Origin of the sequence: Nostoc sp., assembly GCF_036919555.1 — a bacterium.
GTDB lineage: Bacteria > Cyanobacteriota > Cyanobacteriia > Cyanobacteriales > Nostocaceae > Nostoc.
Window position 1 is genome coordinate 32506 of sequence record NZ_JBALCS010000021.1, and the last position, 26550, is coordinate 59055.

The window sequence follows — 26550 nt, forward strand, 5'->3', positions numbered from 1 at the left end:
ATATCTTTAGTCTTTCCTGTCAAGGTGTAGTTGCTATTTACAAGTATAGAAGGGAGCAGATATCTAAGTAATTGAAAGTAATTATACCTTTTTACTAATATTGAATCACACAGTTTAATTGTGTGATTTGTGTAAAATTTACATCTATCTTTTTTGTGAAGATATTGAGAATAGCAAGCAATGTTGAGCTGAATAAAGACTCTTTTGCCCACACTTTTTACTGTTATTTATGTGCTATAGCTTAGAAAGTACTTACATACCAGGAAAACTCCTAAAACTATTTCCCTAAAAACTAGTACAGCACGGCATAAATAAGCAGACCATTAAATAGTCTTCAATAAGTAGTATTAAATTTTGCAGCTAGCTAATTCATATTGGACGTTCATTCAGTCAGCGATACTTGTGTGACGTATTTCTTATTTCCATAAAATCACATAGACCCTGAATACTCAAGTCTTACTTAGTAACCTTCATCACATCTTTAATTCCTGAGTCATCTTCATGAAATTTTAATTCCTTGCACAACTGGTCTTCATATCTTTTGCATTCCATAGCTTTGAATCTAATCAGATTCTGCATCCTCAAAGCTTTGTTTGGCATGAGTTACTGCTGTTTCGTTCAGGTCAGTTTGTTCAGTTACCCACTTAAATATTTATCACCCAATATCTTAGCGATACCTGAGGTGATCACTGAGTACGGCCGTTGTGCGGGCTTCTCTTGGAGAGGCTACGCCAACGCCTACGCACTGTGGAGATTTGGCGATCGCCTAGCTGATAAAATCAGGTTAGGCAATACAAAATAAGCGAGTTACTTTGTCAACGCACTACCCATTTAAGCGACCTTACAAACGGTCGGTTTTGGAAGTGCTTCCCCAGTGGCTTCATAAGCCATTATCAGTGACTCCAATGCTTGCGTACCATTGGCAACAGCTTCCTCATAAGTATCGCCATGCGTCCGAAAAGGCTGTCCAGGGAAATCGGGAAACCCGACTAAAAAGCAGTTGTCTTCATCAGACCATTGAATTAGCATTTGATATTTAAATTTGCTCATCTTCTTCATTCTTCCTCTGTTTTTCTTCTACTTCTTGAATTGCTTGTTGAACGTCTTTCTCTTGATAGCGTTTTGCGTCTGAACTGTCTTTACCAGAAACCGTGAGTTTTCCCGCATATAAAGGATGTATCCAGTTTGTATGACTTCCTTTACCTGGGATTTCTGTAAAATTCGCTCTTACCAACATTTGTTTGAGTTCCCTGATTTTCTTTGGCATTATCAGGTTTAGACGCTTAATTAATCCCAAGATATCGCACTTACCGCAAATGGGGAATGCGATACTTCAAGATGAGTCCAGGGGGAACGCATTTTTAATGAAGTAGGTTTAACGAACCGCCATCGCGCAGCGTCTCGCAGAGAAGACGCAGAGGACACAGAGGAAGAGAGCAGCAAAAAGGCTACGTCAATACCTACGTTTTTTGTTTCGCGCAAAGTCGCAGCGAAGCGATCGCCTACTCCAAATCTTCTATACTTGTACTATGTAAAGGTAATCAAATTCTCTATGATTACAAACACTAATACCCAAATGAAAACCAATCAATACCCATTTGCTGAAGAATTAATCACAGATACTCAAGGTAACATTCGTAAAGTAATTATAGATTTCCAAGACTATCTACGCTTATTAGAAGCGAGAGAAGATGAAGGATTGATATTAGCAATCAAGGAAGTACAACAAGAAACACCATTAAATATTAATGAAGCATTAGCCGAATTAGAAAGAGAGTGAATACCCAGTATCTATCTAGTTTTATTAAATATTTAAAAGCACTCATAGGAAACAAAAAATGACCATACAGCTACAATTGAAACCAGAAATAGACGCTCGTCTCATTGCTGAAGCTGCTGCACAAGGTTTATCGGTAGAAGCTTATATTGCATCTCTGATTGAAGATAGTTTAACCAGCCATGAAGAAAAATGTTTTTATCAAGTATCAACTCAGGAAGAATGGGAAGCTATATTAACAGATTTAATAAATAGCCCTGCTTTTTATTTAGCACCAGCACTTTCAGATGCAGCGATTAGTCAAGAGAGTATTTACACCAGAGAAGATGAAATGTTATGAGCTATTTGGTGGATACTAATATTTTGCTGCGTTTGGTGCAGAAGAATAGAAGAGGCGATCCCACTGTGGAGATTTTTCAGGCGATCGCCGATCATAATTTCACTACAATTAGTAATATAAATTGCTCTATGAATTAATATGGAAACTAAAGAAATTCTCCAAGCACTCCCAAACCTGAGCATAAGCGATCGCCTAAAGATAGCTGAATCAGCCCTGCAATTGGTTCTTCAAGAAAAACACTCACTCACCAAAGATCAACAAAAACACCAATTAACACTAGCCGCCATCACAGCGATTGTAGATTATGCACCTGGTAGTGAATTAGATATATTCTCTGACTTAGAGGGAGAAGATTTTTGCGACTATCCAGATGAAGACTTCCACAACTCAGGGAATTATGTACAGAGGTGAAGTCTGGTTAGTTAATTTAGATCCAACAGTAGGGACAGAAATTAGCAAAAAACGTCCTTGTATTATAGTCAATGATGATGCTATTGGGATTTTGCCTTTGAAGGTTATTGTCCCAGTTACAGATTGGAAAGAAAGATATGCTGTTAGACCTTGGATAGTACGGCTGGAACCAAGCACAGAGAACAGTTTAGCCAAAGTTTCTGGTGTAGATACTTTTCAAATACGTTCAGTTTCAGAAACAAGATTAGTGAGAAAACTAGGTCAACTCTCCGACTCAGAAATGCAACTTATTTCTCAAGCATTAGCTGTTGTCTTAAATATTTCTCACCCAATATCTTAGCGATCGCCTTTTTTAACGAACCACAGAGGAAGAAGAGAGCGATGCCTGCGGCGGGCTTTGCCTACGCACTGTGGAGATTTTTCAGGCGATCGCCTTTTTAACGAACCCGAGAGGCGCAGAGAACACAGAGAAGGAGCGATCGCACTGTGGAGATTTTTCAGGCGATCGCTTTTTTAACCAACCACAGAGGCGCAAAGAAGGAAGAGGGCGATCGCACTATAGAGATTTTGTAGGCGATCGCTTTTTTTACCAATATTTTTCAGTACAAATATACTATAATCTATAAACTAACTCTAATAAGGAGAAATCACAATATGTTCGGTAGTGTAAGTCCTAACCCTTATTCCTTGGCACTGGCGTATCAAGCGGCTCAAAATGCAGTCAAATTAACTAAAATTCAAGCAGTATGGGAAAAGGGTTTTATTCTTCAAAATTGCGATCCAAGGATCTGGCGGAAAGATCAATTTGGAAGATTCATAAATAGATATAAGTATGGAAAGCGTGAATCTACTTATGGATGGGAAATTGACCATATAATACCAAAATCTCAAGGGGGCAGTGATCATATTTACAATTTACGTCCCCTACAATGGTACATCAATATTGTTAGGCAATAGGTTAGATTCCTCTGTTGCTCTACCCCACCTACAATAAATTTTAACTGGAACAAGGCAAACAATGGCTAAACGACCTAAGTCCGGAAGATGTGTACATTGTTTACAAAACGTGGAAGATTTAACACGAGATCATATTTTTCCCTTTGCTTGGTATCCAGATAATACTCCTGAAAATTTGCAAAGATGGACAATTCCATCGTGCAAAACATGCAACGAGCAATATGGCAAATTGGAAGAGGATCTACTCTTGAGACTAGGTATGTGTATTGATCCTGAAAATGCAAATTCAAGCGGAATTACAGATAAAGTATTACGTTCAATAGATCCAGACTATGCAAATGATAGAACAGAAAAGCGAATAAGAGAAAGAAAAAAAGAGAAGATAAAAAAAGAAATAGTTAAATGGGAAGCAATCCCACCTATAGGTTTACATCCAAATTTTGGAGTACAAAGCAATGTTTACTATCCAGAATATCCATCTATTCCAATATCAGCCGATAAGTTAGAACGTTTGTGTCATAAGATCGTTCGCGGTATAACTTATTTTGTTGATCAGACTTTTATAGAAAACAATTTTGAGATTCAATTTTTTACTCTAGATGATAAAGCTGCTCAACCCCTACTAAAAAAATACCAACAATATTGTGAGCCATACGATCGTCCAGGTATTAAAGTAGTACGTGCTATGACAAGTGACAATCCAGATGCTGGTTTTTATGCCATAGAAATATGGGGTAGATTAAAAATGTACGCCGTAGTAAAGCCAAAGGAATTGTCATGCTGAATGCTATAAATAGTTTATGCAAGATAAACACCAAAATCGAAATTTGCAAAACTCACTTTATTTGACTAAAAAACTTGCCCCAGAAGCATCACACTCCCAAGGCAAGCAAACTCTCTAATTCTTTCTTTACTTCGCGCCCTTTGCGCCTTGGCGGTTCGTTTCTCTTAAAGTTGCTTCACTTCCGAAACCAACTTCGCCACCATATCCTTAGCGCTACCAAAAAGCATCGTAGTTTTATCCTTGTAGAACAACTCATTATCTACACCGGCAAAACCCGTACTCATCCCGCGCTTAATCACAATCGTCTGCTTCGCCCGATCTACTTCCAAAATCGGCATACCATAAATCGGGCTATTTTTATCACTCCGCGCTGCCGGATTTACCACATCATTTGCCCCAATTACTAAAGCCACATCCGCTTGCTCAAATTGGGGATTAATATCATCCATGTCGTACAACTGCGTATAAGGCACATTTGCCTCTGCCAGCAACACATTCATGTGCCCCGGCATTCTCCCAGCAACGGGGTGAATGGCATACTTGACATCAACGCCCATTTTTTCTAACTGATCTGACAATTCCCGCACGCTATGTTGCGCTTGGGCAACTGCCATACCATAACCAGGCACAATTACCACAGAACGGGCATAACCCAACATCATCGCGCCTTCTTCAGGATCAATGCTGCGGACGGTTTGATCAGTTGCACCACCACTAGCAGCAGCACCACCAGAACTAGAGCCTGTACCAAAAGCGCTGAACAGCACACTAAATAAGGAGCGGTTCATCGCCTTACACATAATCTCGGTGAGGATTAAGCCAGATGCTCCCACCAAAGCCCCAGCGATGATTAACATATTGTTCATCACCACGAACCCCGCCGCCGCCGCCGCCACACCTGACAACGAGTTCAACAGCGAGATTACCACAGGCATATCGCCGCCACCAATGGGGATGACGAACATCACGCCCAGCACCAATGAAACGCCAACCACTCCTAAGAATATGGGTAAGCTATCTGGTGTGATGATTAAATAGACACTGCCTACTACATAAGCACCCAGAAGTAAGAGGTTAAATGGTTGCTGGAATGGAAATGTAATCGGGGAACCGCTGATTAAACCTTGCAATTTGGCAAAGGCTAGAAAACTACCTGTGAAGGTAATACCACCGATTAACACGTCCAAAAGTATGGAAATGTTGACATCTAGGGGTATCGCCTGAGAACTATCCAACAACCGCCAGAATTCGGCAACAGCTACTAAAGCCGAAGCTGCACCGCCCAAGCCGTTGAGTAAACCCACCATTTGGGGCATTTCGGTCATTTGGACTTTGTAGGCAACGATCGCACCAATTGCCGATCCAATCGCCAAGCCCAACAATATCATCTCGTAGTTCAACACATGTTGATCCAGCATTGTCGCTGCGATCGCCAGCAGCATCCCTACAGCCGCTACCAGATTACCGTTCCTAGCTGTAGCAGGTGATCCCAGCTTTTTCAAGCCCAGAATGAATAACGATGCAGCGACTAAGTACGTCAGCTGAATGCCAGTTGGTAAAAAGTCGCTCACGCCTTAATCTCCTTCTTCTTGAACATTTGCAACATTCTGTCTGTGACTAAAAAACCACCCACAACGTTGACTGTTGCCAATACCACAGCAATCAAACCGAGAATTACTGATACATTCGTCTCTCTGGCACCAGCAGCAACTATTGCTCCAAGTACCGCAATCCCAGAAATCGCGTTTGAGCCTGACATTAAGGGCGTGTGTAGAGTCGGTGGTATTTTGTTGATGACTTCAAAGCCGATAAAAGATGCCAAAACAAATACAAACAAAGCAGCAAGTAATGCCTCTGTCATGAAATCAAAACTCCTTAATGTAAATGGGCATGGGGCATTGGGCATTGGGCATGGTGTACTGGTTCATCTCCCCATCCCCCCAGTCCCTAACTAACCGCCGGTTCTTGAGTATTCAAAGCTTGTAGTGCATCCCGCACTCGTTGATTGCGAATTTCACCAGCGTGGGTAACGCAAGCTGCATCAACGATGTCGTCGCTAAAGTCTACCTGCAAAGCTTTGTCTTTAATTAGTAGTTGCATCAGCGAAGTTACGTTCTTGGCATACAATTGGCTAGCGTGAATTGGCATCGATGATGGGAGATTGATGGGGCCGATAATTGTCACGCCGTTCCACACAATATCTTTACCGGGTTCGGTGCAGGCGCAGTTACCACCCTGATCAGCAGCCAAATCCACAATCACTGAACCTGGTTTCATTTGTGCTACCATTTCTTCTGTAACAAGCCGTGGCGCTTGTCTCCCAGGAACTTGGGCGGTGGTAATTACAACATCAGAATTTTTGACGTGTTCGGCGACAACTTCTTGGGTACGTTGTTTGCTAGCCTCAGAAATTTCCTTGGCGTAACCACCTGCGGCGACGGTTTCTTCTTCTAATTTGACTTCAACGAATTTTGCCCCTAAGCTTTGCACCTCTTCTTTAACGGCGGGACGGATATCAAAGGCTTCTACCACTGCTCCCAAACGTCTAGCGGTGGCGATCGCTTGCAATCCGGCTACACCAGCACCCATAATAAATACTTTCGCTGGAGCGATCGTACCTGCGGCTGTGGTTAACATCGGGAAATATTTCGGTAATGCTGCTGCGGCAATTAATACAGCCTTGTAACCTGCTAATGAAGCTTGCGAGGACAAAGCATCCATACTTTGCGCCCTGGTGGTACGGGGAATCATCTCCATACTCAAGGCTGTGACTTTCCGATTTGCCAGTTGCTGCGCCACGACGGGATTTCCCAAGGGATTGAGGAAGCTGACTAATACAGCCCCTTCCCGGAGTAATTCAATTTCTGAGCGTCCATCTTCTCGTTCTTGCGGTGGGCTGACTTTCAGCAGAATATCAGCTTCGCCCCATAGTTTGGCAGTATCGCTGATTATTGTGGCTCCTGCTGCTTCATAGTCAGAATCGCCGAAAAAAGCTCCCTCTCCTGCACCTGTTTCTACCCAGACTTCCAAACCTTGTTTTACCAATCGGGCAACGGCATCAGGAATTAATGCCACACGACGTTCACAAACTTCAATCTCTTTAGCAACTGCTATTCTCATGAAATCTCCTGAAGATAAATACCTAATCTCTGTCAAGTAAGCGATTGCCCAAATGAGGAGTATCCCGCACTCATAGTACTTAGGCAGGAACATCAGCCATGACTTTTACTAGTAGATTGAACCTTGAATCTTTCCTCTCCCACTCTTAGCTGTCCAGGCAAAGCCTGACTTTGCCGCTCGCAAAGGTCATATTTTCAGATAGTTGCAAACAGGGTTACCTATTGCACATCCTAAATTGATGATTCCCAAATTTTGCATCTTTATCTTCAACTTGTTTTCGGGATTGAGAAATTTTGGTATTCCTTTCTTATAGAGTAATATTGACCAAATTTTGAAAGTTTTATAATTTCCAAATTAAATTTTAAGGATTACGACTTTAGATTCAAATTTATTTTAATCAATTTAGCGCGAGTTAACTAGCGATCGCTGATCGCACGCCTCAATTTTTATCACAAAATTATCAAATTTAGATACACTTATACATATTTGGAAACACAATCCAATCCTAACTGTGTTTCTATTGAGTTCAAATTTGACCAACTTAGTAATCAAATCAGGACTCTACAAGGGTAATGAAGTTAATTTAGTAAATGTTGAATTTACTACTAAGTAATTTCACTGCCACCCAAAGTTCACAGAGATGGCACTTTTTATTGCAATTTAACGTCCATTGTTAGGAAGTGAGTAGTAAAGTTTAGTAAAGAATACTAACACACAGTTATTTTAGATCACAGATTTACATTTTGGTAGAGGAAGCCCAATTATGCGACGTTTACTTTCTGCTTTAGCCGTGACTGGCTTTTTGGTTACTGGATTACCAGCCCTGACTTGGGCACAAAGCTTACCTGGATTGACACTGTTTAGTGGCGTCAAAGGCGAGAATCAGTTGCCCTTTAGGTTAGATTTTGGTGGACAAGCTAATGGTTGGGATCGATACATATTGAGGATTCCAGCCAAAAGAATGAAATTGGCAGTTGGTCAATTTGCCATTACCTACCCTGATTATTACAAAGGAACCTTTGACCCGAAAAAAATTGAAGTTCGAGTCAAAGGCAAAGCAGTTCCGCTTTCGGAGGTGAAGTGGGACAAAGAAGGTAAGCTGATTAATATTTTTCCTCAAGAGCCGGTGCCAGCAGGTAGCCCAGTAGAGTTAGTCTTATCTAACGTACAAAACCCAGCCTTTGGCGGAGTTTATTATTTCAACTGTCAAGTTCTCTCCCCTGGCGATGTGCCACTACTACGCTACATGGGAACATGGATTTTGAGCATCAATTAAGAGTGGGGAGTGGGGAGAAATCAATTCAAAATTCAAAATTGAAGAACTCCTGCCTTCTGCCTCGTCTTTCTCAATGCTCAATGCCCAATTCCCAATTCCCAATTCACTAGTAAAGTGATAAAATTGCAGATTGTGAGTTTTTATAAAAATCACCTAAGAGGAGAACTGTATGAAAAGAACACTGGGCGGCACTAGCCGTAAGAGAAAAAGAACCTCTGGTTTTCGCGCCAGGATGCGGACACCAGATGGCAGAAACGTGATTAGCGCCAGGAGAAGAAAGGGACGTCACCGTCTGAGCGTTTAGGGCATATCAAGCTAAAAGAGCATCTGTGGCTTTGCCCAAAGCAAATCGGCTAAAATCCCGCAAGGATTTCCAGGCAGTTTTCCGGGAAGGAATTCGGTGTCATGGCTCTTATTTAACATTGAGAGCCTTAAAACTAAAACCTTTATGTTCAACAAAACCTTCTTTGAACACTGCCACCCAGACTACACAAGCAACTAACTCAGCACATCTTGCCAGCACGCGGATTGGCATTTCCATAAGCACAAAAGTCAGCAAAAGGGCAGTGGTTCGCAACCGAATCAAACGGCAAATTACTGCTGCTTTACATAACTTACTGCCCAAATTATCACAAGGATGGCGGCTAGTGGTCATTGTCAAACCCACAGCAGCAGAATCTAAGTGCGTAAGCCCACAATTTCTGCAAGAATTAGAGCAGTTATTGGCACAAGCTGAGGTGTTCGATGGGAATTCGTGAAGATGTTTATTATGAAGGTGGCCCCCATCTTGGGGATTTAATTATCAACCTGCTGATTGGGCTAACCATTGTCGGGATACCATTAACAGTCGGGGCAATTGTCAGGGCATTGTGGCTGCGTTTCCGCATCACCGATCGCCGAATTACTGTGATCGGAGGTTGGCAAGGGCGCGATCGCACTGACATAATTTACTCAGAAATTGTCAAAGTCGTCACAGTCCCCCGTGGCATTGGCTTGTGGGGAGATATGGTGCTAACCCTGAAAAACGGCAGTCGTCTCGAATTGCGTGCAATTCCCAAGTTTCGGGAAGTCTATGACTACATCAACGAAAGAATTGCAGCGAAAAATCCCGAATATACTGTCGCTGCCAACAAGTGATGGGAGTACGCGAAGTAGGGGGAGAAGAACCAATGCCCAATGCCCCATTCCCTATTTAAATGTGCGGCTATCCGTAGCGAAAGATAGTCGCCAACAAATTATGATTTAGATAAATTAGATTCAGTTTACAGTACCTCAGGTTGAATTCAGAATAATGGATTTTGGTATCAGCTTTCTCTCGAACAACGTGATGCTGCCAATCATAGATTTTTTCTATGGTATTGTGCCTAGCTACGGATTAGCGATCGTTGCTTTGACACTGATAGTCCGCTTTGCGCTCTATCCCCTGAGTGCTGGCTCAATTCGCAACATGCGGAAAATGCGAATTGTACAACCTCTGATGCAAAAGCGGATGGCAGCAATCAAAGAGCGCTATAAGGATGATCAGCAAAAGCAGAATGAGGAAATGGTCAATGTTCAAAAAGAATTTGGCAACCCTTTAGCAGGTTGTTTTCCATTACTAGTGCAAATGCCAGTCTTATTCGCGCTGTTCGCCACTTTGCGGGGTTCGCCTTTTGCAAGTGCCAACTACAGCGTTAACCTGCAAATCTTTCCCGCAGAACAAATCGAACAAATTCAACCGCAAGCATTTGCGACTGCTCCTCAAAATATTTACGTTGCGGATGGGGAACACGTTAAAGTAGCTGCAATCCTTCCCAGTGGTAACAAACTAGCGGTGGGAGAACAAACCAAGATACAATATCAGACCGTTGAAGGGAAACCATTTCAGGTACTCTTAGCAGAACACCCAGAAAATAAGCTGATTCCTGATTGGAAAGTCACCAAAGGGGAAGATCGGATAAAAATTGATGCCCAGGGCAATGTCCAAGCCTTGCAGCCCGGAGAAGTTACCATTCAAGGAACAATTCCTGGACTAGCAGCAGACAAAGGCTTTTTATTCATTGATGCCTTAGGCAGGGTTGGCGCAAATGATCCAGATGGTACAATCCACTGGGATATTGTCGCCATGATTGTCTTTTTTGGGATCAGCCTTTATGTTAGCCAAATGCTTTCTGGGCAAAATTCCAGTGGTGGCAATCCGCAGCAGGATACAGTTAACAAAATCACCCCAGTCATCTTTTCTGGGATGTTTTTGTTCTTCCCCTTACCAGCTGGGGTGCTGATGTATATGGTGATTGGTAATATTTTCCAAACCGCACAAACTTATCTTCTCTCCCGCGAACCTTTATCAGAAGAACTGCAAAAAATCGTAGAAACTCAGGAGAAAGAAGCAGCAGTCACAGAACAAAAGGCATTACCGTTTGAACCAAAAAGTGGTAAGAAAAAGGCGGCAGGGGGATCATGAGCAACATTCCGATGCAGCGAGGTCAGCAGTGGTTAAAAACACTGCTAGAACTCACTGGGATACCTACTGAGATTCAGGGTCATTTAGAAACTGCCCAATCTCAAGACGGCGATTCCACCGAACCAGATAACTACTGGTTGACCATTGACCAAACCAACTTTACGTCAGAACAAATCCAGGTATTGATTGGTGCCGATGGTTCTGTGTTAGATGCGATTCAGTATCTAGCAAATTCGGTTTTAAACCTGAGCCAACCGCCGGAGGAACAAGCCTCTTACACCATTGAGTTGAATGGCTACCGGGTCAAAAGAGAAGCCGAAATTCGCACATTAGCACAAGCAGCAGCTGATGAAGTGCGCTTTTCTGGTAGAGAAGTGGAAATCAAATCCCTCAGTTCTGCTGAACGGCGTCAAGTCCATACCTTCTTGAAGGAATTTGGAGATTTGGAAACCTTTAGTCGCGGTAAAGAGCCGCATCGTCATCTGGTTGTGTGTCCAGCTTCCTTGGAAGGAGTTACGAGTTAAGAGTAGAGACGCGATTAATCGCGTCTGTAGTTAGGAGTTAATTGAAAACTCATAACCATATAATTTCAAAATTTCTCTTATTCCTAAGAGATAAAATAAAGAGGCAAAATCAGTACAATCACTGATAAAGAAGATAAATTTTAGTGAGGATGTCTCACAAATCCTATGGACGCAATTTATATTCCGCAGCTAACTCAAGCCCCGGAGCGGACAGAGGAAGTTGAGGTTAACGAATTTCTGCCTGGTCTGGAAACGTTAACACCAGTTCGTGGCCATGTGCGCGTGCAGCATCATGGGAATTACTTGGAAGTGTCTAGTCAGGCAGAAACAATTATTACTTGTACCTGCAACCGATGTTTGCAGCAATACAATCGACGTTTAGGGCTTGATACGAAGGAAATCATCTGGTTAGACGAAACTGCAAATCAGCTAAATGACTTGCCTTTAGAAAGGGAAGTCATTATGGAAGAATTGCTTGAAACTCTACCGCCCGATGGTTATTTTTATCCCAATGAATGGCTGTATGAGCAGATGTGCTTGGCAGTACCTCAACGACAACTGTGCGATCGCAATTGTCCAGGTATTCCTGTAATTATTGTTGATAGTTCTGATAGTCCTGAAACTCCAGTTGATAACCGTTGGGCTTCTCTGGAAGCACTGAAAAAGCAACTTCCCGGCTTATAGCTTATTGCTGATGGCTCAAATTCTGTGATTTCCCGCCCGTGCGATCGCTTTCGAGAATATTAACTCAACAGAGACAGCATGGGTGGCGAATATATGAAGCTTGCAGTTGTGTAAAATTGTGATTGCGATCGCTAGGCGATAGTCGAGTCAAGTAATCTCATGTTAAATCTGTTCATTAATTAATAGGCAAATCTTTAATCTGCTTAATTAACTGAGAGTAACGCTGCCAAATAGGATAAGGTCGTTTTGGATTGTTTATATCTAACTCAATTTTGCAATATAAAATATACCAAGCAAGATACTTTAAATTTTGTTGTTCATAGCTCTCTAAATCCTTAAATTTATTAATAATCTGAGTATGATTAGGAATTTTGTCACTATCTTTAGAATCTAATCCTTGATGACTCTTTTGATGTTCCTTAAACTTATGTTTGTAGCCTTCGCCTTCGCCTTTACGCTTTATTTCTTGAATTAGCTCTCCATAAAAACTCATAATATCTTGGTATTTTTTTTGAGGGGGAGCAATATTAGATGAATAATATGAGTTTAAGAAATTGACAATATAAAATAAATTCCAGTTTTGTTCATCATCTAATTGAGACATTAAAGATGTTATGGTTTCTTCTGTTAATAACGAGGAAACCACGTCTTCCATTAAATTTACTATGGTTACTATAGATTTGCCTACCTCAGCAATAATTATAATTGTATTTGTGAATCCTTCACCGGTTGATGTGGAGCTTGCACCGGGGATGGGAATCCGAGAATTATGAACAATATCACTATTACTCCCACTATCAACATTATGATTATGCGCCAAGGAATTGGAATTGGCTGATTGGGTATTTGAGTTTGTTCTGGCGGAAATGTCTCCATTGAAGGTAATACTTCGGTTTTTTTTTCCGTTGATTCAACTACTACTTTTGCAGGTTCTTCTACATTAGTTGCAAAACCTCTCCAGACACCAGCTTTGTGCAAAATAGTTCTTTTTTCTAAATTTTCTGTCACAACAATTAAAACGCCATCGTTTTTTGTTTCTCCATCCCAATTCACCCATTCTTTAGGTAGGGGATAATTTCGGAATTCTTCTGCCAATTTCTCTAACCTTTCAGATGATTTAGATTCTATTTGATATTGTTGATAGGATTCTAGATCACTAAATTGATGGCTATCAACTGGTTCAATATGCTCGATATATTCGTTAACTTCTTTTAGATTGACTCTAAATTCTTCTAGTCCATAGAATTCTACTGATTTCTCAATCATTTCCCTTAATAAGAAATCTTTCTGTAAAATATTCTGGATTGCACTATAAGCAATCTTTCGTAAGAGTACTTCATTTTCTTCTATATCATCAGCTATCCAAACCATAGAATTGAAAACTTTTCGCCCCATTCTAATAGAGCGTTGGGGTGATTCAATTCCTGTAATTTCTAATAAAAGCTTTTTATTATCTCTCAAGAGAAGTAGGGAGGGTTTAACTTCATCAATTAAATCGTTAACAATAGCTATTTGACCATTTTCTTTTCCTATAACTTCAAGTTTGATCAAACTAGGAACTTCTACAGGTTGACGTTCTTCACTCTCGATACTACGCCAGTGAATACCTGTCTGGCCTATTGCTGAAGTTTTAACATAGATTTCAAAGTTATTCATAACTCAACCATCCTTGTTACTCACTAGAAAATAGACTGGGGAAAATTGAACCATTTATGTCCTTGAACAACCGCAAAACCATCATTATTTTTACAACCGATCGCAAATTTATATAATGCATTGTTGAATGCATTAATTTCTTCTTGAGTAGCCTGAACTTTGAGCGAAGTTGATTCAACATTTGATTGGATTTCTTGATTCTCAACTTCTTTCTGTTCAAATTGTCCTTTCGCTTTATAATACGGTGATTCTCTATCATCAAAGATATTGAATATAGTTCTAGCTAGCCACCAAGTATTATTACGTTCATTTAAGAGTCTTTGTTTTTCATCAAATTCTATTTTTGCAGTGTCTAGCTTATGTTTTTCCTTACCAAGGTCACTCGTAAGTTTTGTTAAATTCTCTTGTTCTTTTTTCAGAATCTCTTTTTTCTTTTCTAAGAAAACATTAATGAGAAACAATAAAATATATCGGAGAGGTTGATCACCATCTTTAGGTTCGTAGGGAGCATTAATAGGAGTTTTATGGTAGCAAAACTTAGTATACCCAACGTTATCAGTCTTGGCATAACTAAAAACTACATTTCCAATAGTTTGGACTGGAGTTATTACTACAGCCACCTTATCAATTAAAGAATCTGATTTAAAAAAATCGAGCAATTCACTATATCCGATTTTGACATGGTATAGTAACCTCTCTGCATCTCTAGGTGTTTTAGTATAGGTTTCGCACTTGACAGGAGCTAAAATAACTAGTCTAGGCGACGTTACATTAGTATAAGCATCTTTTAATAGTTGAGTAATGCGCTGAGAACTATTTTTTTCTTCATGCCATGTCCCGATTTCTGCATGATTTACCTTTCCCGTCTTTTTTTGCATCAGGGCAGTAGCATCAATAGGAATTACTACAGCATCACATTCATTTAACTGGCGTTTAACATACTGTTTGTATTCATTCGTTGCATCTGAATTAAAGTATTCACCAGAGGGATCAGTGAACCTCAATTTCATAAACTTTTTTCCACTACTACCAAGCTCAAAGCTAAAACCTTGGTCATTCCAAGGGTTTTCTTTAGCCTGCGTAGGAGTAACTTTATTTTCTAATTTTGCATCTATATTTTTCAAGACAGACTTACATTCTTGTATGGCGCGTAATGTATTATTATCATCTATCCAAGTTTGCAGATTAGCTCTCTCGAAAGTTTTGTGAAATTCTTCGTGCATGGCTGCTAAAAGACTGGTTTTACCCATTCCTCTGAGAGCAACCATAATGATTTTTAATTCTTCATTTCCATCTGTCATAATTTCTCCTTACTACTATTGAGCTAAATTAAAAGATTCAAGTTGATTAACTAGAGTAACTTGATTAACTGATTCCAACCATTGTTTTCTCATCTCTCTGTCCCTTTCTTTTCTTCCAAAAATGTCTGACCATATCTTTGGGCGAAGTCCCCTGAGAAAATTTTTCCATTCTTTTTGAATGTCTTTTTGACGAATGATGTTATCAATAAATTCCTCTACCATTGCATGAGCCGCTTCATTGGGTTCACACAATAATTCCTCTATGGCTGGCTTAATAGTATTAATTGCTTTATCATAGTCAATTTCCAGAGCCGTTAAAATATCTTCAGCAGTTGTATCTTTAGAAACAGCAAGTGTTTTATCTTGTTGTTCCGAAATTCCTCCTGATTGACCCGTCACAGCACTAATATTAGTAAGTCCATCTAAGTGTTGGCGAATACGAGGAAGAATTAATCCACGATATGATAATTGAAAACCTGCGATGATTCTAAATCCTGCTTTTAGCTTTGTAAAACGCTCCGGTATGAGTTCAGAGATTTCAGTAAAAAACTCTGATCCTTCACTATTACTTATGATACCTAAACAACCTTTTTCTTTTAAAACATTAACAACCTGATTTTTAACTAACTCCACTGTCCGCTTGAGGTTTTCATCTAAAGATAAGAAACGATGAGAGATAAATACTCTCAGATCATCTTGATAATCAGGATAAGTTCTGAATGCACTACTAATCATAATTCGATCATTAATCTCTTGGAGAGCATTTTCTGATGATAAAATCCCCTTATCTCGTTCACAATTTTCAATAGCAGCAATGACACCATTATGTAACTCTTCATTGGGAGTTTGACGCAGATACCAAAGCTGTGTCCTAAGTCCTTGAAGTCCTAATGCAACCTCTTTCCACCAACCATTATCACTATCTCCGAATAAGTCGCTAAACAGTTCTTCAGTTTCTTGAGAATCGTCTTCTGCATTTTGATTAAAGACAATTTTGGCTTTGTTTAATTCAGCATTTACGGCTTGATGAATTTCTAATAAGCGTTCTTGACAAGTAGAAGTGTATTGTTTGTCCAGAACAGTCAAATTATTAGTTAAATAATCCAAAAGTTGATCTAAAAGTTGAGTTGCTTCTGTGTCATTACCACAGTTAGCAATCAAAGATTTCTTTACATTAATATGTTTTTCTTCTACTGTATCTAATAAATCTTGGCAGTTTCTCAAATTATCGCCATTATTTGACTCGGCATTAGTTCTATTAATTACCACAAATGACCACAAGTTAACTGGCAAATCTGCTAAGGCTGAACGAACTGTATCATATAATTTAACATCTACATCTGCCCAAGAATCTCCAAGAGAATTAGGCATTCTCACAAATAAAACAAAATCAATATCTTTTCCTAATGCTTGAATTAACCTTTCTTCATCTCCAAGTCCCGTATCTCCTAAACCTGGCATATCCACTAAAGCAATTTTCCCAATATCAACATTTGGGAATTTGCAGGTAATTTTTACTTCTTTAACCGCTAAATAGTTAAATAAAATTCGTTGGCCATCCAGAGTATCTTGAGAAACATATTCTCGAATGTCATCTTTGGGAATAATTCGAGGTGAAGTTTGTTTGAAAAGATGACGATATTGATCGAGGTGAGTATGATATCGCTTTAAATGTTCATACATTGCCCCAGGTGCTGCATAACCAGGGATATCTTGAGGTAATGGTGGTAAAGGGTTATTGGCAAATTCTTCTAAAGTGATCGGTTTTACACCTAAACGAAGTTTTTCATAATAAGGAGTAATCACTTCATCTAAAAACGATCGCTCCGTATGAAACCACACCTCTCCATAAGTATCCACATTCGGGTTATGGTGAATTGTACTCCGAACTCCTGTACAATGTTGGCGATCGCCATCAGGAATTTCGGCTGCACTTAATCTGGTTAAACTTTGCAGGAGACGGCTTTTTCCTTGTCTAGCACGTCCCACAACACCTATATTAAGAGTATTGCGAGAAAAACGGTTTTTCAGCTTAGTTAAGGTTTCTAACTCAGAGGCAATAGTCAACTGAATGTTAGAAAAACTAATTTCTTCCAGTCTCCCAATAACATTTGGATCATCAATTTGGTTTAAAAGGTGATTCCGGTACTCCTCCACTTGATGCAAGGCTGTAGAAAGAGTTTTCAACTTACCCTCTACCAGTTCAATCCTCTGAGCAAGGGGTTTACGCTTCTCAATAATGCTAGTAATAAGTGTGGTTCTGTCCATTAGATAGCCTGATCAAAGTGTTTAGCTCTAAGTGTATTATAAAAACCTTAATTTTTCGTTAGTCCACGGAGGTGGACTTAGTTTGTGTAGTGGCGAATTCTATTCCCCTAATACTTTTCAAACATCCTCTCAGATGGCAATAGACTTGTTAGACGCGATACAAACCTGAACAATGAGAGAAGAACTAATAACCACAACTATATATGAACTTCCGTGAAGAGTTTAAACTGCTGCTACGCGCCCGCTACCCCTTAATTTATATTCCCACCTATGAGGAGGAGCGGGTAGAAGCAGCTATCCGGGAAGAAGCAACCAACCAGGGTAATCGCCCAGTGTATACTTGGGATTTTGTCGATGGCTACCAGGGAAACCCCAATGATGCTGGGTTTGGGCGGCGTAATCCGTTGCAAGCTTTAGAATTTATCGAAAAATTACCCGCATCCGCGCCAGCAGTATTGATTTTCCGAGACTATCATCGCTTTTTAGATGATGTAGCGATCGCCCGCAAACTCCGCAACCTGTCGAGACTTCTCAAGTCGCAACCAAAAAATATTGTCCTACTGTCGCCACGCATCGCCATCCCTGACGATTTAACGGAAGTTTTGACAGTCGTCGAGTTTCCCTTACCCGCCGCCCCAGAAATTAAAACTGAGGTGGAACGCTTACTACAAACTACTGGTAACTCCCTTTCTGGCAAAGTTTTAGATGATTTGGTACGCTCTTGTCAAGGACTTTCGATGGAACGGATTCGCCGGGTTTTGGCAAAAGCGATCGCTACCCACGGTGAATTGCAACCAGAAGACGTGGATCTCGTTTTGGAAGAAAAGCGCCAAACTATCCGCCAAACCCAAATCCTGGACTTCTACCCTGCCACTGAGCAAATTTCTGATATTGGCGGACTGGATAACCTCAAAGACTGGCTGATTCGTCGGGGAGGCTCCTTTACTGATAAGGCGCGACAGTACGGATTACCGCACCCCCGTGGTTTAATGTTGGTGGGTATTCAGGGAACTGGTAAATCGTTAACGGCAAAAGCGATCGCTCATCACTGGCATTTACCTTTGCTACGTCTGGATGTCGGGAGGTTATTTGGTGGTTTGGTGGGTGAATCAGAATCTCGGACTCGCCAAATGATCCAAGTAGCTGAAGCCCTTGCTCCCTGTATTTTGTGGATTGATGAAATAGATAAAGCCTTTGCCGGAGTTGGTAGCAAAGGTGATGCCGGAACAGCCAGCCGTGTGTTTGGCACATTTATTAACTGGCTAGCCGAAAAAAGCTCACCCGTTTTTGTCGTCGCCACCGCCAACGATATCCAAGCCTTACCGCCGGAAATGCTCCGTAAGGGGCGATTTGATGAAATTTTCTTTGTGGGTTTGCCCACCCAAGAAGAGAGAAAAGCAATTTATGATGTTCATTTATCCCGATTGCGCCCTTATAACTTGAAAAGTTATGACATCGACAGGCTAGCATACGAAACGCCTGATTTTTCTGGGGCAGAGATTGAGCAAACTTTAATTGAAGCGATGCATATTGGATTTAGCCAAAACCGCGACTTTGCTACCGACGACATTTTAGAAGCAGCCAGTCAGATCATACCCTTGGCGCGAACTGCTGTAGAGCAAATTCAGCAACTTCAAGAATGGGCTGCTGCCGGGAGAGCGCGTTTAGCATCGAAACACAATCCTTTAAGCGATCGCCTCCGGCGCACTCCGTAAACGCAGTCAGTGGCAGCTACAATAATGAGTTAGTCAAAAGTCCATAGTTAATGATGAATTATTATGGACTATTGATTCTTATACGGATGGATTACATTGCTTCTCTACTCGTAACCCTTGAGAGCTAGTTCAACGCCACTTCCCTCAATGGTGGAAACCTCCGCACGGGGGGAAATACACGCGTGACTTGCTCACCTTGAACGGCACTTTGACTCTTGATAATCAGGTTTTAGTTGTAACTATGTTGTCTGGCTTAACAAAATTTATACTTGGGTTTTTATTAGCGATCGCTGTGTTAGTAGGTGGCGGCGTTGCAGTTGCACTCTATTTCATGAATCGCACCGGCATACCCCCTGCCAAACCCGTTTTTTCCAACGATAGTCCCTCAGTAAAAGCCCAAGCTCCAAAAACAACTGAGCCTGGAGGAGGTAAACCCAGCCTTAAACCTGGGACTCAAACTCAATCGTCTGCAACCTCCATTCCCACAGAATCACCAAAGGCTACCCCATCACCAAAACCATTGCCATCGGGAGCTTATCGAGGGCGTGTTAGTTGGTCTCAAGGGTTAAGTTTGCGATCGCAACCAAATCAAGAAGCTGAACGTATTGGTGGGGTTGGTTTTAATCAGAAAATTATTGTTTTAGAAGAAAGCGAGGACAAATCCTGGCAAAAGATCCGTTTGGAAGGTAGCGAACAAGAAGGTTGGGTGAAAGCAGGTAATACTGAAAAAGTTGATAAACAATAGCTTAAAAAATCAGAGAAAATAGAAGAACCACAACATTTATAGCAAACAAGAAAGCAAGACCAAAAATAAGATGTGTCTATTCAACAAAGCTAACTAATACCACAGGCTGCTAGTTTTACAGCTAAAGCATTGGGGTATCGCCACGGTTGAGAACCACCAATCCAAATGCGTGAGGGTAAATGACCGATTGGTGCTTTGAGACTAAAATTGAATTCCGAGTTGGCATAACTATAATTGTATACATGCCAACCAACTTGATTACAAAAAATTCCATAGTCTCCATCCACGTTTTTGTAAATAAGTGTTTGCACGCTAAAACCAAAGCGTCCATGACTGTAATTCACCCATAAATGGTCAATGGTCTGTAAATCTTCACAGGTAAATTTATCAATATTACTACTAAGTATATAGCTACCTCTAGGCTTTGCTAGTGCCTGACACATCAGTTCCCAAGTTTCTCGATCTGCTAATTGCCATTTTCCTTTTGCTAATAAATTATGCAAATGCGTGTAATCAATAGTAGTTAATGTATGATAATTAGAAATATTTAGCAATTTCTTTGGTTGTTGTTCTAGTATCTGCAACGCTTCTGTTGCAGATTGGAAGCGTTGCGAAACGGCATTTTTTAAAAGTTTATCTAAGATTTCACAGAGGCGAATGCTAACAGTATTGTCTGCTGGTAAATATTCCTGCCATACCCAGCGATCGTTAGCAATATCGAATAAATCAAAGGGAGAAACATCGGTGAGTAAGTAAATACATGTTACACCCAAGCTGTAAAGATCGCTGGCTGGTAATGCCTTTCCTCGCAATTGTTCGGGAGCAATATATTCTGGACTACCTACTATTGTGCCTGTACGAAGTCGCCTCGTATTAGTGGCTAATTTAGCAACTCCGAAATCTATTAAAACCAGATCACCTTGAATCGAACGGCGCATAATATTTTCCGGTTTAATATCTCGGTGGATTACTTGTCGGGAATGGATAAATTGCAGTGTGATCAATAAACTTTTTAATATCTCCCAAATTTGCGGTTCTTTCAAAACGCCTTGTTGTTTTAATTCCTGGGCGAGTGTTTGTCCATCTACTAATTCCTCGACGATATAAAACTTTTGATTTTGTTCAAAGTGCGCCAGTAATTTGGGTATTTGAGAGTGTTCTAGTTCATTGAGACGAAGGGCTTCTTGGTGAAATAGTTTGACTGCTTTGTGCCAAATGTCAGTATTTTCCTCTTGAAAACATAGCTGTTTGATTGCACATTTGGGTTGAGATGGAAGATGTTCATCAATAGCTAAAAACGTTCTCCCAAAGCCACCACGTCCAATGAGAGCGAGTGGGCGATATCGCTGTTTGAGTAACAATTCCTGACCACAACTATTACAAAAACCAGAGATGTCAGAATTTTGCGGACGCAGGCAATCAATATTGGTACAGTAGCTCATACTATAGGAGTCCTATTTGTTGCAATTACTATATATAGGAATCCGGTTTGATCTATGAAAAGATATGTAGGGGAGCCAGTGCGTTGCGGAGGTTCCCTCCGTTGTAGCAACTGGCGTTGTGTTATCGCCGAGAGTACGGCACCAAACCCTTGATAATGGTGCGTTACGAACTTCGTTCTAACACACCCTACAATACCTAATTTTGTTCAAAAATCACGTAGTAATCCTATAGCTTTACATTGGTTATTATTCCCCCTACAGAAGCTTGTGTTTCATATCAGCTTGGAAAATTTCTTGTAAAGAATCATACAAAAAATCAACACAACACAGAGCAAACGGTATAATTTGGTATACTCATAACTGAAAAAAGCAAGTGAAAACAGGGGTAAATAGCTATTTAACCAAGCTTGCCTCAGTCTACGAGGCATCCGAAAGCGTCAAGGCTGTTCCTACGGTAGCTAATTTCAAATTTTTGAATTGGAAAAAGTTATCTAGCAGTGCGGCGATGCGTCTTTTGTCTGTGGCACTGACTATGGGACTTCTAAGTATAACTGGGAAGGCTTTAGCACTTCAGAAAATCGGAAGTAGTGGGGCTGAAGTTAGCAGTAGCCAAAGGTGCTTAAAAAAATTAGGCTACTTTAACGGCCCGGTGAGTGGCAAGTTTGCTAGCTTGACTCAAAATGGTGTGATCAAATTCCAGCAAGCCAATAGAATACCTGCTGATGGAGTTGTGGGTATTAGTACTCAACGAGCCTTGCAACGAGCCTGTCAAAGTAGAGCTTCTAGTAGAAATACCACTGGTACATTACGTAGGCGCAGCCCGTTGCAGGCATCGCCAGTTGGTCAATATCCTCTTCTCTCTCAAGGTAAAACTGGTGCAGCCGTGACCAGGTTGCAACAGCGTCTCCGGCAGTTAGGCTACTTGAATGCTAATCCCACGGGCAATTTTGGACAAATTACTAAAGATGCTGTAATTGCGTTCCAGCGAAATTATCGCCTACCTGCTAACGGGATTGTGAATCGACCAACTTGGAACAAACTACTAGGTTCCTCCCCGACTCCAGCTAGAACAAGTCTCTCGACTCAACAAGTGAGAGAACTACAAGTGCGTTTGCGGCAGCTAGGTTATTTTAAGACTAATCCCACTGGGAAGATTGGCGCAATGACTAGGGAAGCTGTCATCCAATTCCAGCGAAATTATCAACTACCTGTTGATGGTATCGCCAATGCCCAACTCTTGGAGTCAGTGCGTAGATCCTCTACAGTTGGATCTACTACTCAACAACCAGGTAGAGATTATCTGACTGTAGGCGATCGCGGAGAAAATGTCAGATTAGTTCAAGAGCGTTTGTCGCAGTTGGGCTTCTCTAATACCAATCCTGATGGCCTTTACAACAATTACACTAGAGAATCTGTGATTGGATTCCAGCAATCTTCTCGACTTAATTCTACTGGAAATGTAGATTGGCAAACTTGGCAAGCATTAGGGTTAAATAGCTCTACTGTAAGTAATTCTGCTCAGACTAGTGGTTATCTATTACCTCAGACTAGTCGCGATGTATTACCTCCTACTAATGACTATGTAATACCTGTTACTAATGGCAACACATTAGTTGCTAATAATCCCTACAGAGTAATAGTGCCAATTTCCAGTAATGATACTCTGAGTAAAGTGCAACAGTATCTACCGAATGCTGTCACGGAGCAATCCGGTCTAGGAGATTATGTGAATGCTGGGGCATTTAGCGATCGCACCCAAGCAGAAACGCTATCAAAAAAGCTCCGCTCCTATGGTCTTGATGCACGGGTAAAATACAATTAAATTGACAAACTCAACTGCGAACCCTCCTGAGTTTTATTGACTTCAATCCTGGCTTGGAAAGCTTCTTTGAGGTGGGGCATATGGGTTACAGTCAGAATGCAGGCAAAATCAGAAGAAATCGCATTAATCGCGGCAATCAAGCGATCGCATCCTTCAGCATCCTGTGTACCAAAACCTTCATCCACAATCAACAATTGCAACGCCGCCCCCGCCCGTTGCGCTAATAATTTCGCCAAAGCCAAACGAATGGCAAAGTTAATTCTAAAGGCTTCTCCACCAGAGTAAGTTTCATAAGATCGCGTTCCTCTAGAATCAGCGATTAAAATATCTAAGGTGTCTATCAGTTTGGCATTTTTTTTGGTTGATTTAGCACTGCGCCCAGCTTTTTGAGTAATAAATTGTACATGAAACTGATTACCACTCAGCCGCGAAAGTAGTTGATTTGTCTCGGCTTCCAGTTGCGGTAACACATTTTCAATCATCAGTGCTTGGATACCATTTTTACCAAAGGCTTGCGCTAATTCCTGATAAACACGATATTCCTGCTTGCAAGATTGTAGTTGCTGCTGCTGTTGTTCATACTGAATTTGCAGCGTTTCCAGTTGATGCGCCAGCTGTTCTAAACGCCCCAACTTAGCTATCTGCTCATCGAGTTGCCGTCTACGTATTCCTAACTGCTGCTCTAGAGCTTGAATTTGGGCAGATGGGTTAGATGTAGCTTGTAGTTGCTGGATAATACTTTCGATTTGTGCGCCGAGTTTTTGCCGCTCCGTTAATCTGGCGTTCCTAGATTCCTCTAACTCTTGCAATCTCGTCTGGAGTTGCGGATACTGCTGCTGGGCTGACAGTAGTTGTTGATACCGCAAATGCCAAGATTGAGCTTTCTTTACAGCTATCCGCAGATTGTTGTGCTGCTCGGAACTATAGCCAATTTCGGCAATGTGACGTTCAAGAGCCGCAATTTGTTTAGCACATTCCGAATCAGTCTGATCCTGCTGGATTCTGGTTTGTAATTGGACAATTTGGGATTGTAATTCTGGTTTTCGGGCTAATAGTTGCGCTTGTCGCTTAGTCGCATCTTTAATTTGTCCTTGTTTAATTTCTGCCCATCGCCAACGCTCAACTTCGCTCCGGGCGAGGGCGTGATCTTGTTCATTATAATTAGCTTGTTGCAGATATTGGTCTAGCTGTCGGAGTTCGGCTTGTTTATCGGGAGCGTAATCACCACCTTGGAGCGATCGCTCTAAATGCTGTTTTTCGGCAGCAATTTGTTGTAACTGCTGTTGGACATCAGTTGTAGCTTCTAACTGTGCTGCCAACTGTCCCCGTTGTTCCCGTAAACCATCGTAGCCCGCCAACTGTTGGGAAATTTCCCGGTATTCCTGCCTAAGTACCTGAATTTCTCTGTCTGACACAGCCATTTGTTCTCTGACTACCCAAAACTGCCCTTGAGTATCTTCTAACTCAGCCTGGGTTTTTTCCACCACCCGACTCCAGTGATGTTCGTCTAAAGGACGTTCGCACAATGGACAAAGAGCATTAGGATTTTGGAGCATTTGCAATTTTTGCTCTAATTCTCCCAGCAGTTTTTCATAGTCCCGTTGGTGAGCTTGCAGACGTTCGATAAAGTGCCGCCTTTCTTGTCCTTTTTCCTGGACTCGTTGCAAATAAACCCGCTTTTTCTCCAGTTCCTCAATCTGAATTCCCACATCCATCACTGCTTGTTGCAGTTGCGGTTGTCGTCGCTGCTGTCGTTGCAATTGGTTCTCAGTACTTTGCAGTTGTTCGAGTCGCGCTACTAAACCAGCATGAGTGCGATCGAGTTGGCTTTGTAAAGTTGCTCGTTGTTGCAACAAGGGAGTAACTTGCATTTGTAGTTGATCTAGGCGAGCAACATGGTGACGGGCTGCGCCCAGTTGTGCCAAAGCCGCTTCGACTTCACCTGATTTAGTCAGAGTTTGCTGAATATCTCGCTCTTGTTGCTGTAAAGCTTCTAGCTGCGCTTGGGCTTGTTGCAGTTGCCGTTCGATTTCGTGAATTTGTTTGGTAAGCTGTTGTTGCTTTTGTTGGCGAGTCTGCCCAGCGCGGGTGTATTCTTCAAATTTGACAGCAAAAGCTTCTTCTTGAAATTGGAGACTTTGATATTGGGCGTATCCAGCTTTTATCTCAGCTTCTTGGTGTAATATTTTTTCTAAATCTGATAGCTGAGAGTCAACAGCTGATTGTTCTTGTTGAAGGCGATCGCAATCTTGGGTAAGATTTTGGTATTGCTGCTTTACAAAGCTGAGTTGTTGTTCCCAATTTTGGCGCTGGTGCTGGACAACTTGCAAACTTTGTAATTGAATATTATCAAAAGCTTGTACCTGTTGCAGTTGATTGAGTTCAGCTTCTAACTCGATTCTTTGCGCTTCGGTTGTCTGGCGTTGTTGCAGCTGAATTTTTATCGACTCCAAAGAACGCTCTAGCTCTAGCGCCTGTGCTTTTAACTGACGCGAAGATTCCTTTGCCCGTTCTTCCAAATCATCATACTGATTCAGTTTCAACAACTCCGCTAAAATTTCTTTGCGTTCTGCGGGGCGCTTGAGCATGAATTCATCTGCACGACCTTGACGTAAGTAGGCAGAATTAATAAATGTATCATAATCCAGCTTGATATGTTCTAGAATCAAATCTTGGGTTGCTCTTACTCCTTTGCCGGTGAGTGAGCGAAACCCAGATGGTATTTCTATTTGAAATTCGAGGACGCTAGTACCTCCCCGAATTCGGGTACGAATCACCCGATATTTTTGCTGGTTACTTTGGAAAGTAAAATCAACCCGAACTTCTTTCGCACCAGAATAGATGACATCATCCTCAACAGTGGCGCGGCTTTCACCCCAAATCGCCCAAGTGATTGCTTCCAAAAGGGAAGATTTACCCGCACCATTGGAACCACAAATACAAGCCGTATGCAAACCGCGAAAATCTAAAGTTGCATCACGGTAACTAAGAAAGTTTTTGAGAACAAGTTGTACTGGGATCATTAAGACTATAGCGCCACATCTACTTTTAATAATTAAGAGTACAGATGCACTGTTTGCTAGTTTAGCTATCTAAATATCAGGTTTATAGTTTTGAAGACATCAACTTTACAAAAATTAACAATAGAATAAGTAAATTTTTCTTGCTGCATGAAGAATTTTTGCGAGCTTCGGAGAAAAATGAAACTTTCCTGGAGGCGTCTTGTTATTTCTCCCTGTTGTCTGAGATAAAAACATTCATAGAAAGAGTTGTTACAAGCATTGA

30 protein-coding genes are annotated in these 26550 nt (G+C 41.2%); 19 read left to right on the forward strand and 11 right to left on the reverse strand.

The genetic code is table 11. The features are described 5' to 3' along the window. The first annotated feature begins 598 nt into the window (after window positions 1-598). Window positions 599-802, forward strand: a complete 204-nt coding sequence (locus V7K36_RS07125) for a hypothetical protein (RefSeq protein WP_335114387.1) — start codon at window positions 599-601, stop codon at window positions 800-802. A 29-nt stretch (window positions 803-831) separates the two neighbouring features. On the opposite strand, the gene V7K36_RS07130 is transcribed toward V7K36_RS07125, so the two are convergent. Together V7K36_RS07130 and V7K36_RS07135 are read right to left on the reverse strand one after the other, a co-directional pair. Next, window positions 832-1050: a type II toxin-antitoxin system HicB family antitoxin gene (locus V7K36_RS07130; protein WP_193919289.1), complete on the reverse strand. Its 219-nt coding sequence runs from the start codon at window positions 1048-1050 to the stop codon at window positions 832-834. Beyond that, window positions 1037-1267 (reverse strand): type II toxin-antitoxin system HicA family toxin, encoded by a 231-nt coding sequence (locus tag V7K36_RS07135; protein ID WP_335114393.1) that lies wholly within the window; start codon window positions 1265-1267, stop codon window positions 1037-1039. The genes V7K36_RS07130 and V7K36_RS07135 overlap by 14 nt, the downstream gene beginning before the upstream one ends. 309 nt (window positions 1268-1576) lie before the next feature. Between V7K36_RS07135 and V7K36_RS07140 the strand changes: the two genes are divergently transcribed. From V7K36_RS07140 to V7K36_RS07175, 8 genes are all read left to right on the forward strand, one after another. Then, window positions 1577-1780 (forward strand): hypothetical protein, encoded by a 204-nt coding sequence (locus V7K36_RS07140; RefSeq protein WP_335114395.1) that lies wholly within the window; start codon window positions 1577-1579, stop codon window positions 1778-1780. Window positions 1781-1838: 58 nt separating this feature from the next. Then, window positions 1839-2117: a hypothetical protein gene (locus V7K36_RS07145; protein ID WP_335114397.1), complete on the forward strand. Its 279-nt coding sequence runs from the start codon at window positions 1839-1841 to the stop codon at window positions 2115-2117. Continuing rightward, on the forward strand, window positions 2114-2254 hold the full coding sequence (locus V7K36_RS07150; RefSeq protein ID WP_335114399.1) for a hypothetical protein: 141 nt from the start codon (window positions 2114-2116) through the stop codon (window positions 2252-2254). The genes V7K36_RS07145 and V7K36_RS07150 overlap by 4 nt, the downstream gene beginning before the upstream one ends. 1 nt (window position 2255) lies before the next feature. Beyond that, on the forward strand, window positions 2256-2528 hold the full coding sequence (locus tag V7K36_RS07155; protein ID WP_335114401.1) for a hypothetical protein: 273 nt from the start codon (window positions 2256-2258) through the stop codon (window positions 2526-2528). Next, window positions 2515-2868 carry a type II toxin-antitoxin system PemK/MazF family toxin gene (locus tag V7K36_RS07160; protein ID WP_335114403.1) on the forward strand — a complete coding sequence of 118 codons (354 nt, stop codon included), beginning with the start codon at window positions 2515-2517 and terminating at the stop codon, window positions 2866-2868. The genes V7K36_RS07155 and V7K36_RS07160 overlap by 14 nt, the downstream gene beginning before the upstream one ends. 70 nt (window positions 2869-2938) lie before the next feature. Next, window positions 2939-3154: a hypothetical protein gene (locus V7K36_RS07165; RefSeq protein ID WP_335114405.1), complete on the forward strand. Its 216-nt coding sequence runs from the start codon at window positions 2939-2941 to the stop codon at window positions 3152-3154. 28 nt (window positions 3155-3182) lie between these two features. Next, the gene (locus V7K36_RS07170; RefSeq protein WP_335114407.1) at window positions 3183-3485 is read left to right on the forward strand and encodes an HNH endonuclease signature motif containing protein; all 303 of its coding nucleotides are present in this window, start codon (window positions 3183-3185) and stop codon (window positions 3483-3485) included. A gap of 61 nt (window positions 3486-3546) precedes the next feature. Further along, complete coding sequence (locus tag V7K36_RS07175) at window positions 3547-4269, forward strand: HNH endonuclease (RefSeq protein WP_335114409.1); 723 nt, start codon at window positions 3547-3549, stop codon at window positions 4267-4269. 164 nt (window positions 4270-4433) lie between these two features. Here V7K36_RS07175 and V7K36_RS07180 read toward each other — a convergent pair whose 3' ends face one another. From V7K36_RS07180 to V7K36_RS07190, 3 genes are all read right to left on the reverse strand, one after another. Further along, a complete protein-coding gene (locus V7K36_RS07180) occupies window positions 4434-5840 on the reverse strand; it encodes an NAD(P)(+) transhydrogenase (Re/Si-specific) subunit beta (RefSeq protein ID WP_335114411.1) in 1407 nt (468 codons plus the stop codon). Next, entirely contained in the window at window positions 5837-6130 is a 294-nt protein-coding gene (locus V7K36_RS07185) for an NAD(P) transhydrogenase subunit alpha (RefSeq protein WP_229547018.1), read from the reverse strand. The genes V7K36_RS07180 and V7K36_RS07185 overlap by 4 nt, the downstream gene beginning before the upstream one ends. Window positions 6131-6216: 86 nt before the next feature. After that, window positions 6217-7389 carry a Re/Si-specific NAD(P)(+) transhydrogenase subunit alpha gene (locus tag V7K36_RS07190; RefSeq protein ID WP_335114413.1) on the reverse strand — a complete coding sequence of 391 codons (1173 nt, stop codon included), beginning with the start codon at window positions 7387-7389 and terminating at the stop codon, window positions 6217-6219. A gap of 763 nt (window positions 7390-8152) precedes the next feature. On the opposite strand from V7K36_RS07190, the gene V7K36_RS07195 reads away from it, so the two are divergent. From V7K36_RS07195 to V7K36_RS07225, 7 genes are all read left to right on the forward strand, one after another. Beyond that, complete coding sequence (locus V7K36_RS07195) at window positions 8153-8665, forward strand: DUF2808 domain-containing protein (RefSeq protein ID WP_334948368.1); 513 nt, start codon at window positions 8153-8155, stop codon at window positions 8663-8665. A 169-nt stretch (window positions 8666-8834) separates the two neighbouring features. Then, window positions 8835-8969, forward strand: a complete 135-nt coding sequence (gene rpmH, locus V7K36_RS07200; RefSeq protein ID WP_094327629.1) for a 50S ribosomal protein L34 — start codon at window positions 8835-8837, stop codon at window positions 8967-8969. Window positions 8970-8994: 25 nt separating this feature from the next. After that, window positions 8995-9423, forward strand: a complete 429-nt coding sequence (gene rnpA / locus V7K36_RS07205) for a ribonuclease P protein component (protein WP_335114415.1) — start codon at window positions 8995-8997, stop codon at window positions 9421-9423. Next, window positions 9410-9802, forward strand: a complete 393-nt coding sequence (locus tag V7K36_RS07210) for a PH domain-containing protein (protein WP_334832604.1) — start codon at window positions 9410-9412, stop codon at window positions 9800-9802. Before rnpA ends, V7K36_RS07210 begins: the two co-directional genes overlap by 14 nt. Before the next feature lie 154 nt (window positions 9803-9956). Continuing rightward, window positions 9957-11108 carry a membrane protein insertase YidC gene (yidC, locus tag V7K36_RS07215; RefSeq protein WP_334832603.1) on the forward strand — a complete coding sequence of 384 codons (1152 nt, stop codon included), beginning with the start codon at window positions 9957-9959 and terminating at the stop codon, window positions 11106-11108. After that, window positions 11105-11632 (forward strand): Jag family protein, encoded by a 528-nt coding sequence (locus V7K36_RS07220; protein ID WP_335114417.1) that lies wholly within the window; start codon window positions 11105-11107, stop codon window positions 11630-11632. Before yidC ends, V7K36_RS07220 begins: the two co-directional genes overlap by 4 nt. 165 nt (window positions 11633-11797) lie before the next feature. Further along, the gene (locus tag V7K36_RS07225; protein ID WP_335114419.1) at window positions 11798-12316 is read left to right on the forward strand and encodes a YceD family protein; all 519 of its coding nucleotides are present in this window, start codon (window positions 11798-11800) and stop codon (window positions 12314-12316) included. A 175-nt stretch (window positions 12317-12491) separates the two neighbouring features. Here the strand turns inward: V7K36_RS07225 and V7K36_RS07230 are convergent, their stop codons facing one another. The 4 genes from V7K36_RS07230 to V7K36_RS07245 form a co-directional block, all read right to left on the reverse strand. Then, window positions 12492-12920: a hypothetical protein gene (locus V7K36_RS07230; RefSeq protein ID WP_335114421.1), complete on the reverse strand. Its 429-nt coding sequence runs from the start codon at window positions 12918-12920 to the stop codon at window positions 12492-12494. A gap of 95 nt (window positions 12921-13015) precedes the next feature. Continuing rightward, window positions 13016-13972 (reverse strand): hypothetical protein, encoded by a 957-nt coding sequence (locus tag V7K36_RS07235; RefSeq protein WP_335114423.1) that lies wholly within the window; start codon window positions 13970-13972, stop codon window positions 13016-13018. A gap of 23 nt (window positions 13973-13995) precedes the next feature. Continuing rightward, entirely contained in the window at window positions 13996-15273 is a 1278-nt protein-coding gene (locus V7K36_RS07240) for a TRAFAC clade GTPase domain-containing protein (RefSeq protein WP_335114425.1), read from the reverse strand. Between the two features lie 15 nt (window positions 15274-15288). Next, complete coding sequence (locus tag V7K36_RS07245) at window positions 15289-17541, reverse strand: hypothetical protein (RefSeq protein ID WP_335114427.1); 2253 nt, start codon at window positions 17539-17541, stop codon at window positions 15289-15291. Window positions 17542-17744: 203 nt separating this feature from the next. Here V7K36_RS07245 and V7K36_RS07250 point away from each other — a divergent pair, with 203 nt between their 5' ends. Together V7K36_RS07250 and V7K36_RS07255 are read left to right on the forward strand one after the other, a co-directional pair. Then, on the forward strand, window positions 17745-19256 hold the full coding sequence (locus V7K36_RS07250; RefSeq protein WP_335114428.1) for an AAA family ATPase: 1512 nt from the start codon (window positions 17745-17747) through the stop codon (window positions 19254-19256). 241 nt (window positions 19257-19497) lie between these two features. Continuing rightward, the gene (locus V7K36_RS07255; protein WP_335114555.1) at window positions 19498-20001 is read left to right on the forward strand and encodes an SH3 domain-containing protein; all 504 of its coding nucleotides are present in this window, start codon (window positions 19498-19500) and stop codon (window positions 19999-20001) included. A gap of 89 nt (window positions 20002-20090) precedes the next feature. On the opposite strand, the gene V7K36_RS07260 is transcribed toward V7K36_RS07255, so the two are convergent. Continuing rightward, window positions 20091-21443: a serine/threonine-protein kinase gene (locus V7K36_RS07260; RefSeq protein ID WP_335114430.1), complete on the reverse strand. Its 1353-nt coding sequence runs from the start codon at window positions 21441-21443 to the stop codon at window positions 20091-20093. Between the two features lie 373 nt (window positions 21444-21816). Between V7K36_RS07260 and V7K36_RS07265 the strand changes: the two genes are divergently transcribed. Further along, window positions 21817-23265, forward strand: coding sequence for a peptidoglycan-binding domain-containing protein (locus V7K36_RS07265; RefSeq protein ID WP_335114432.1), 1449 nt, complete (start codon window positions 21817-21819; stop codon window positions 23263-23265). Here V7K36_RS07265 and V7K36_RS07270 read toward each other — a convergent pair. After that, window positions 23262-26288, reverse strand: coding sequence for an SMC family ATPase (locus V7K36_RS07270; protein ID WP_335114434.1), 3027 nt, complete (start codon window positions 26286-26288; stop codon window positions 23262-23264). The genes V7K36_RS07265 and V7K36_RS07270 overlap by 4 nt on opposite strands. Window positions 26289-26550 lie beyond the last annotated feature (262 nt).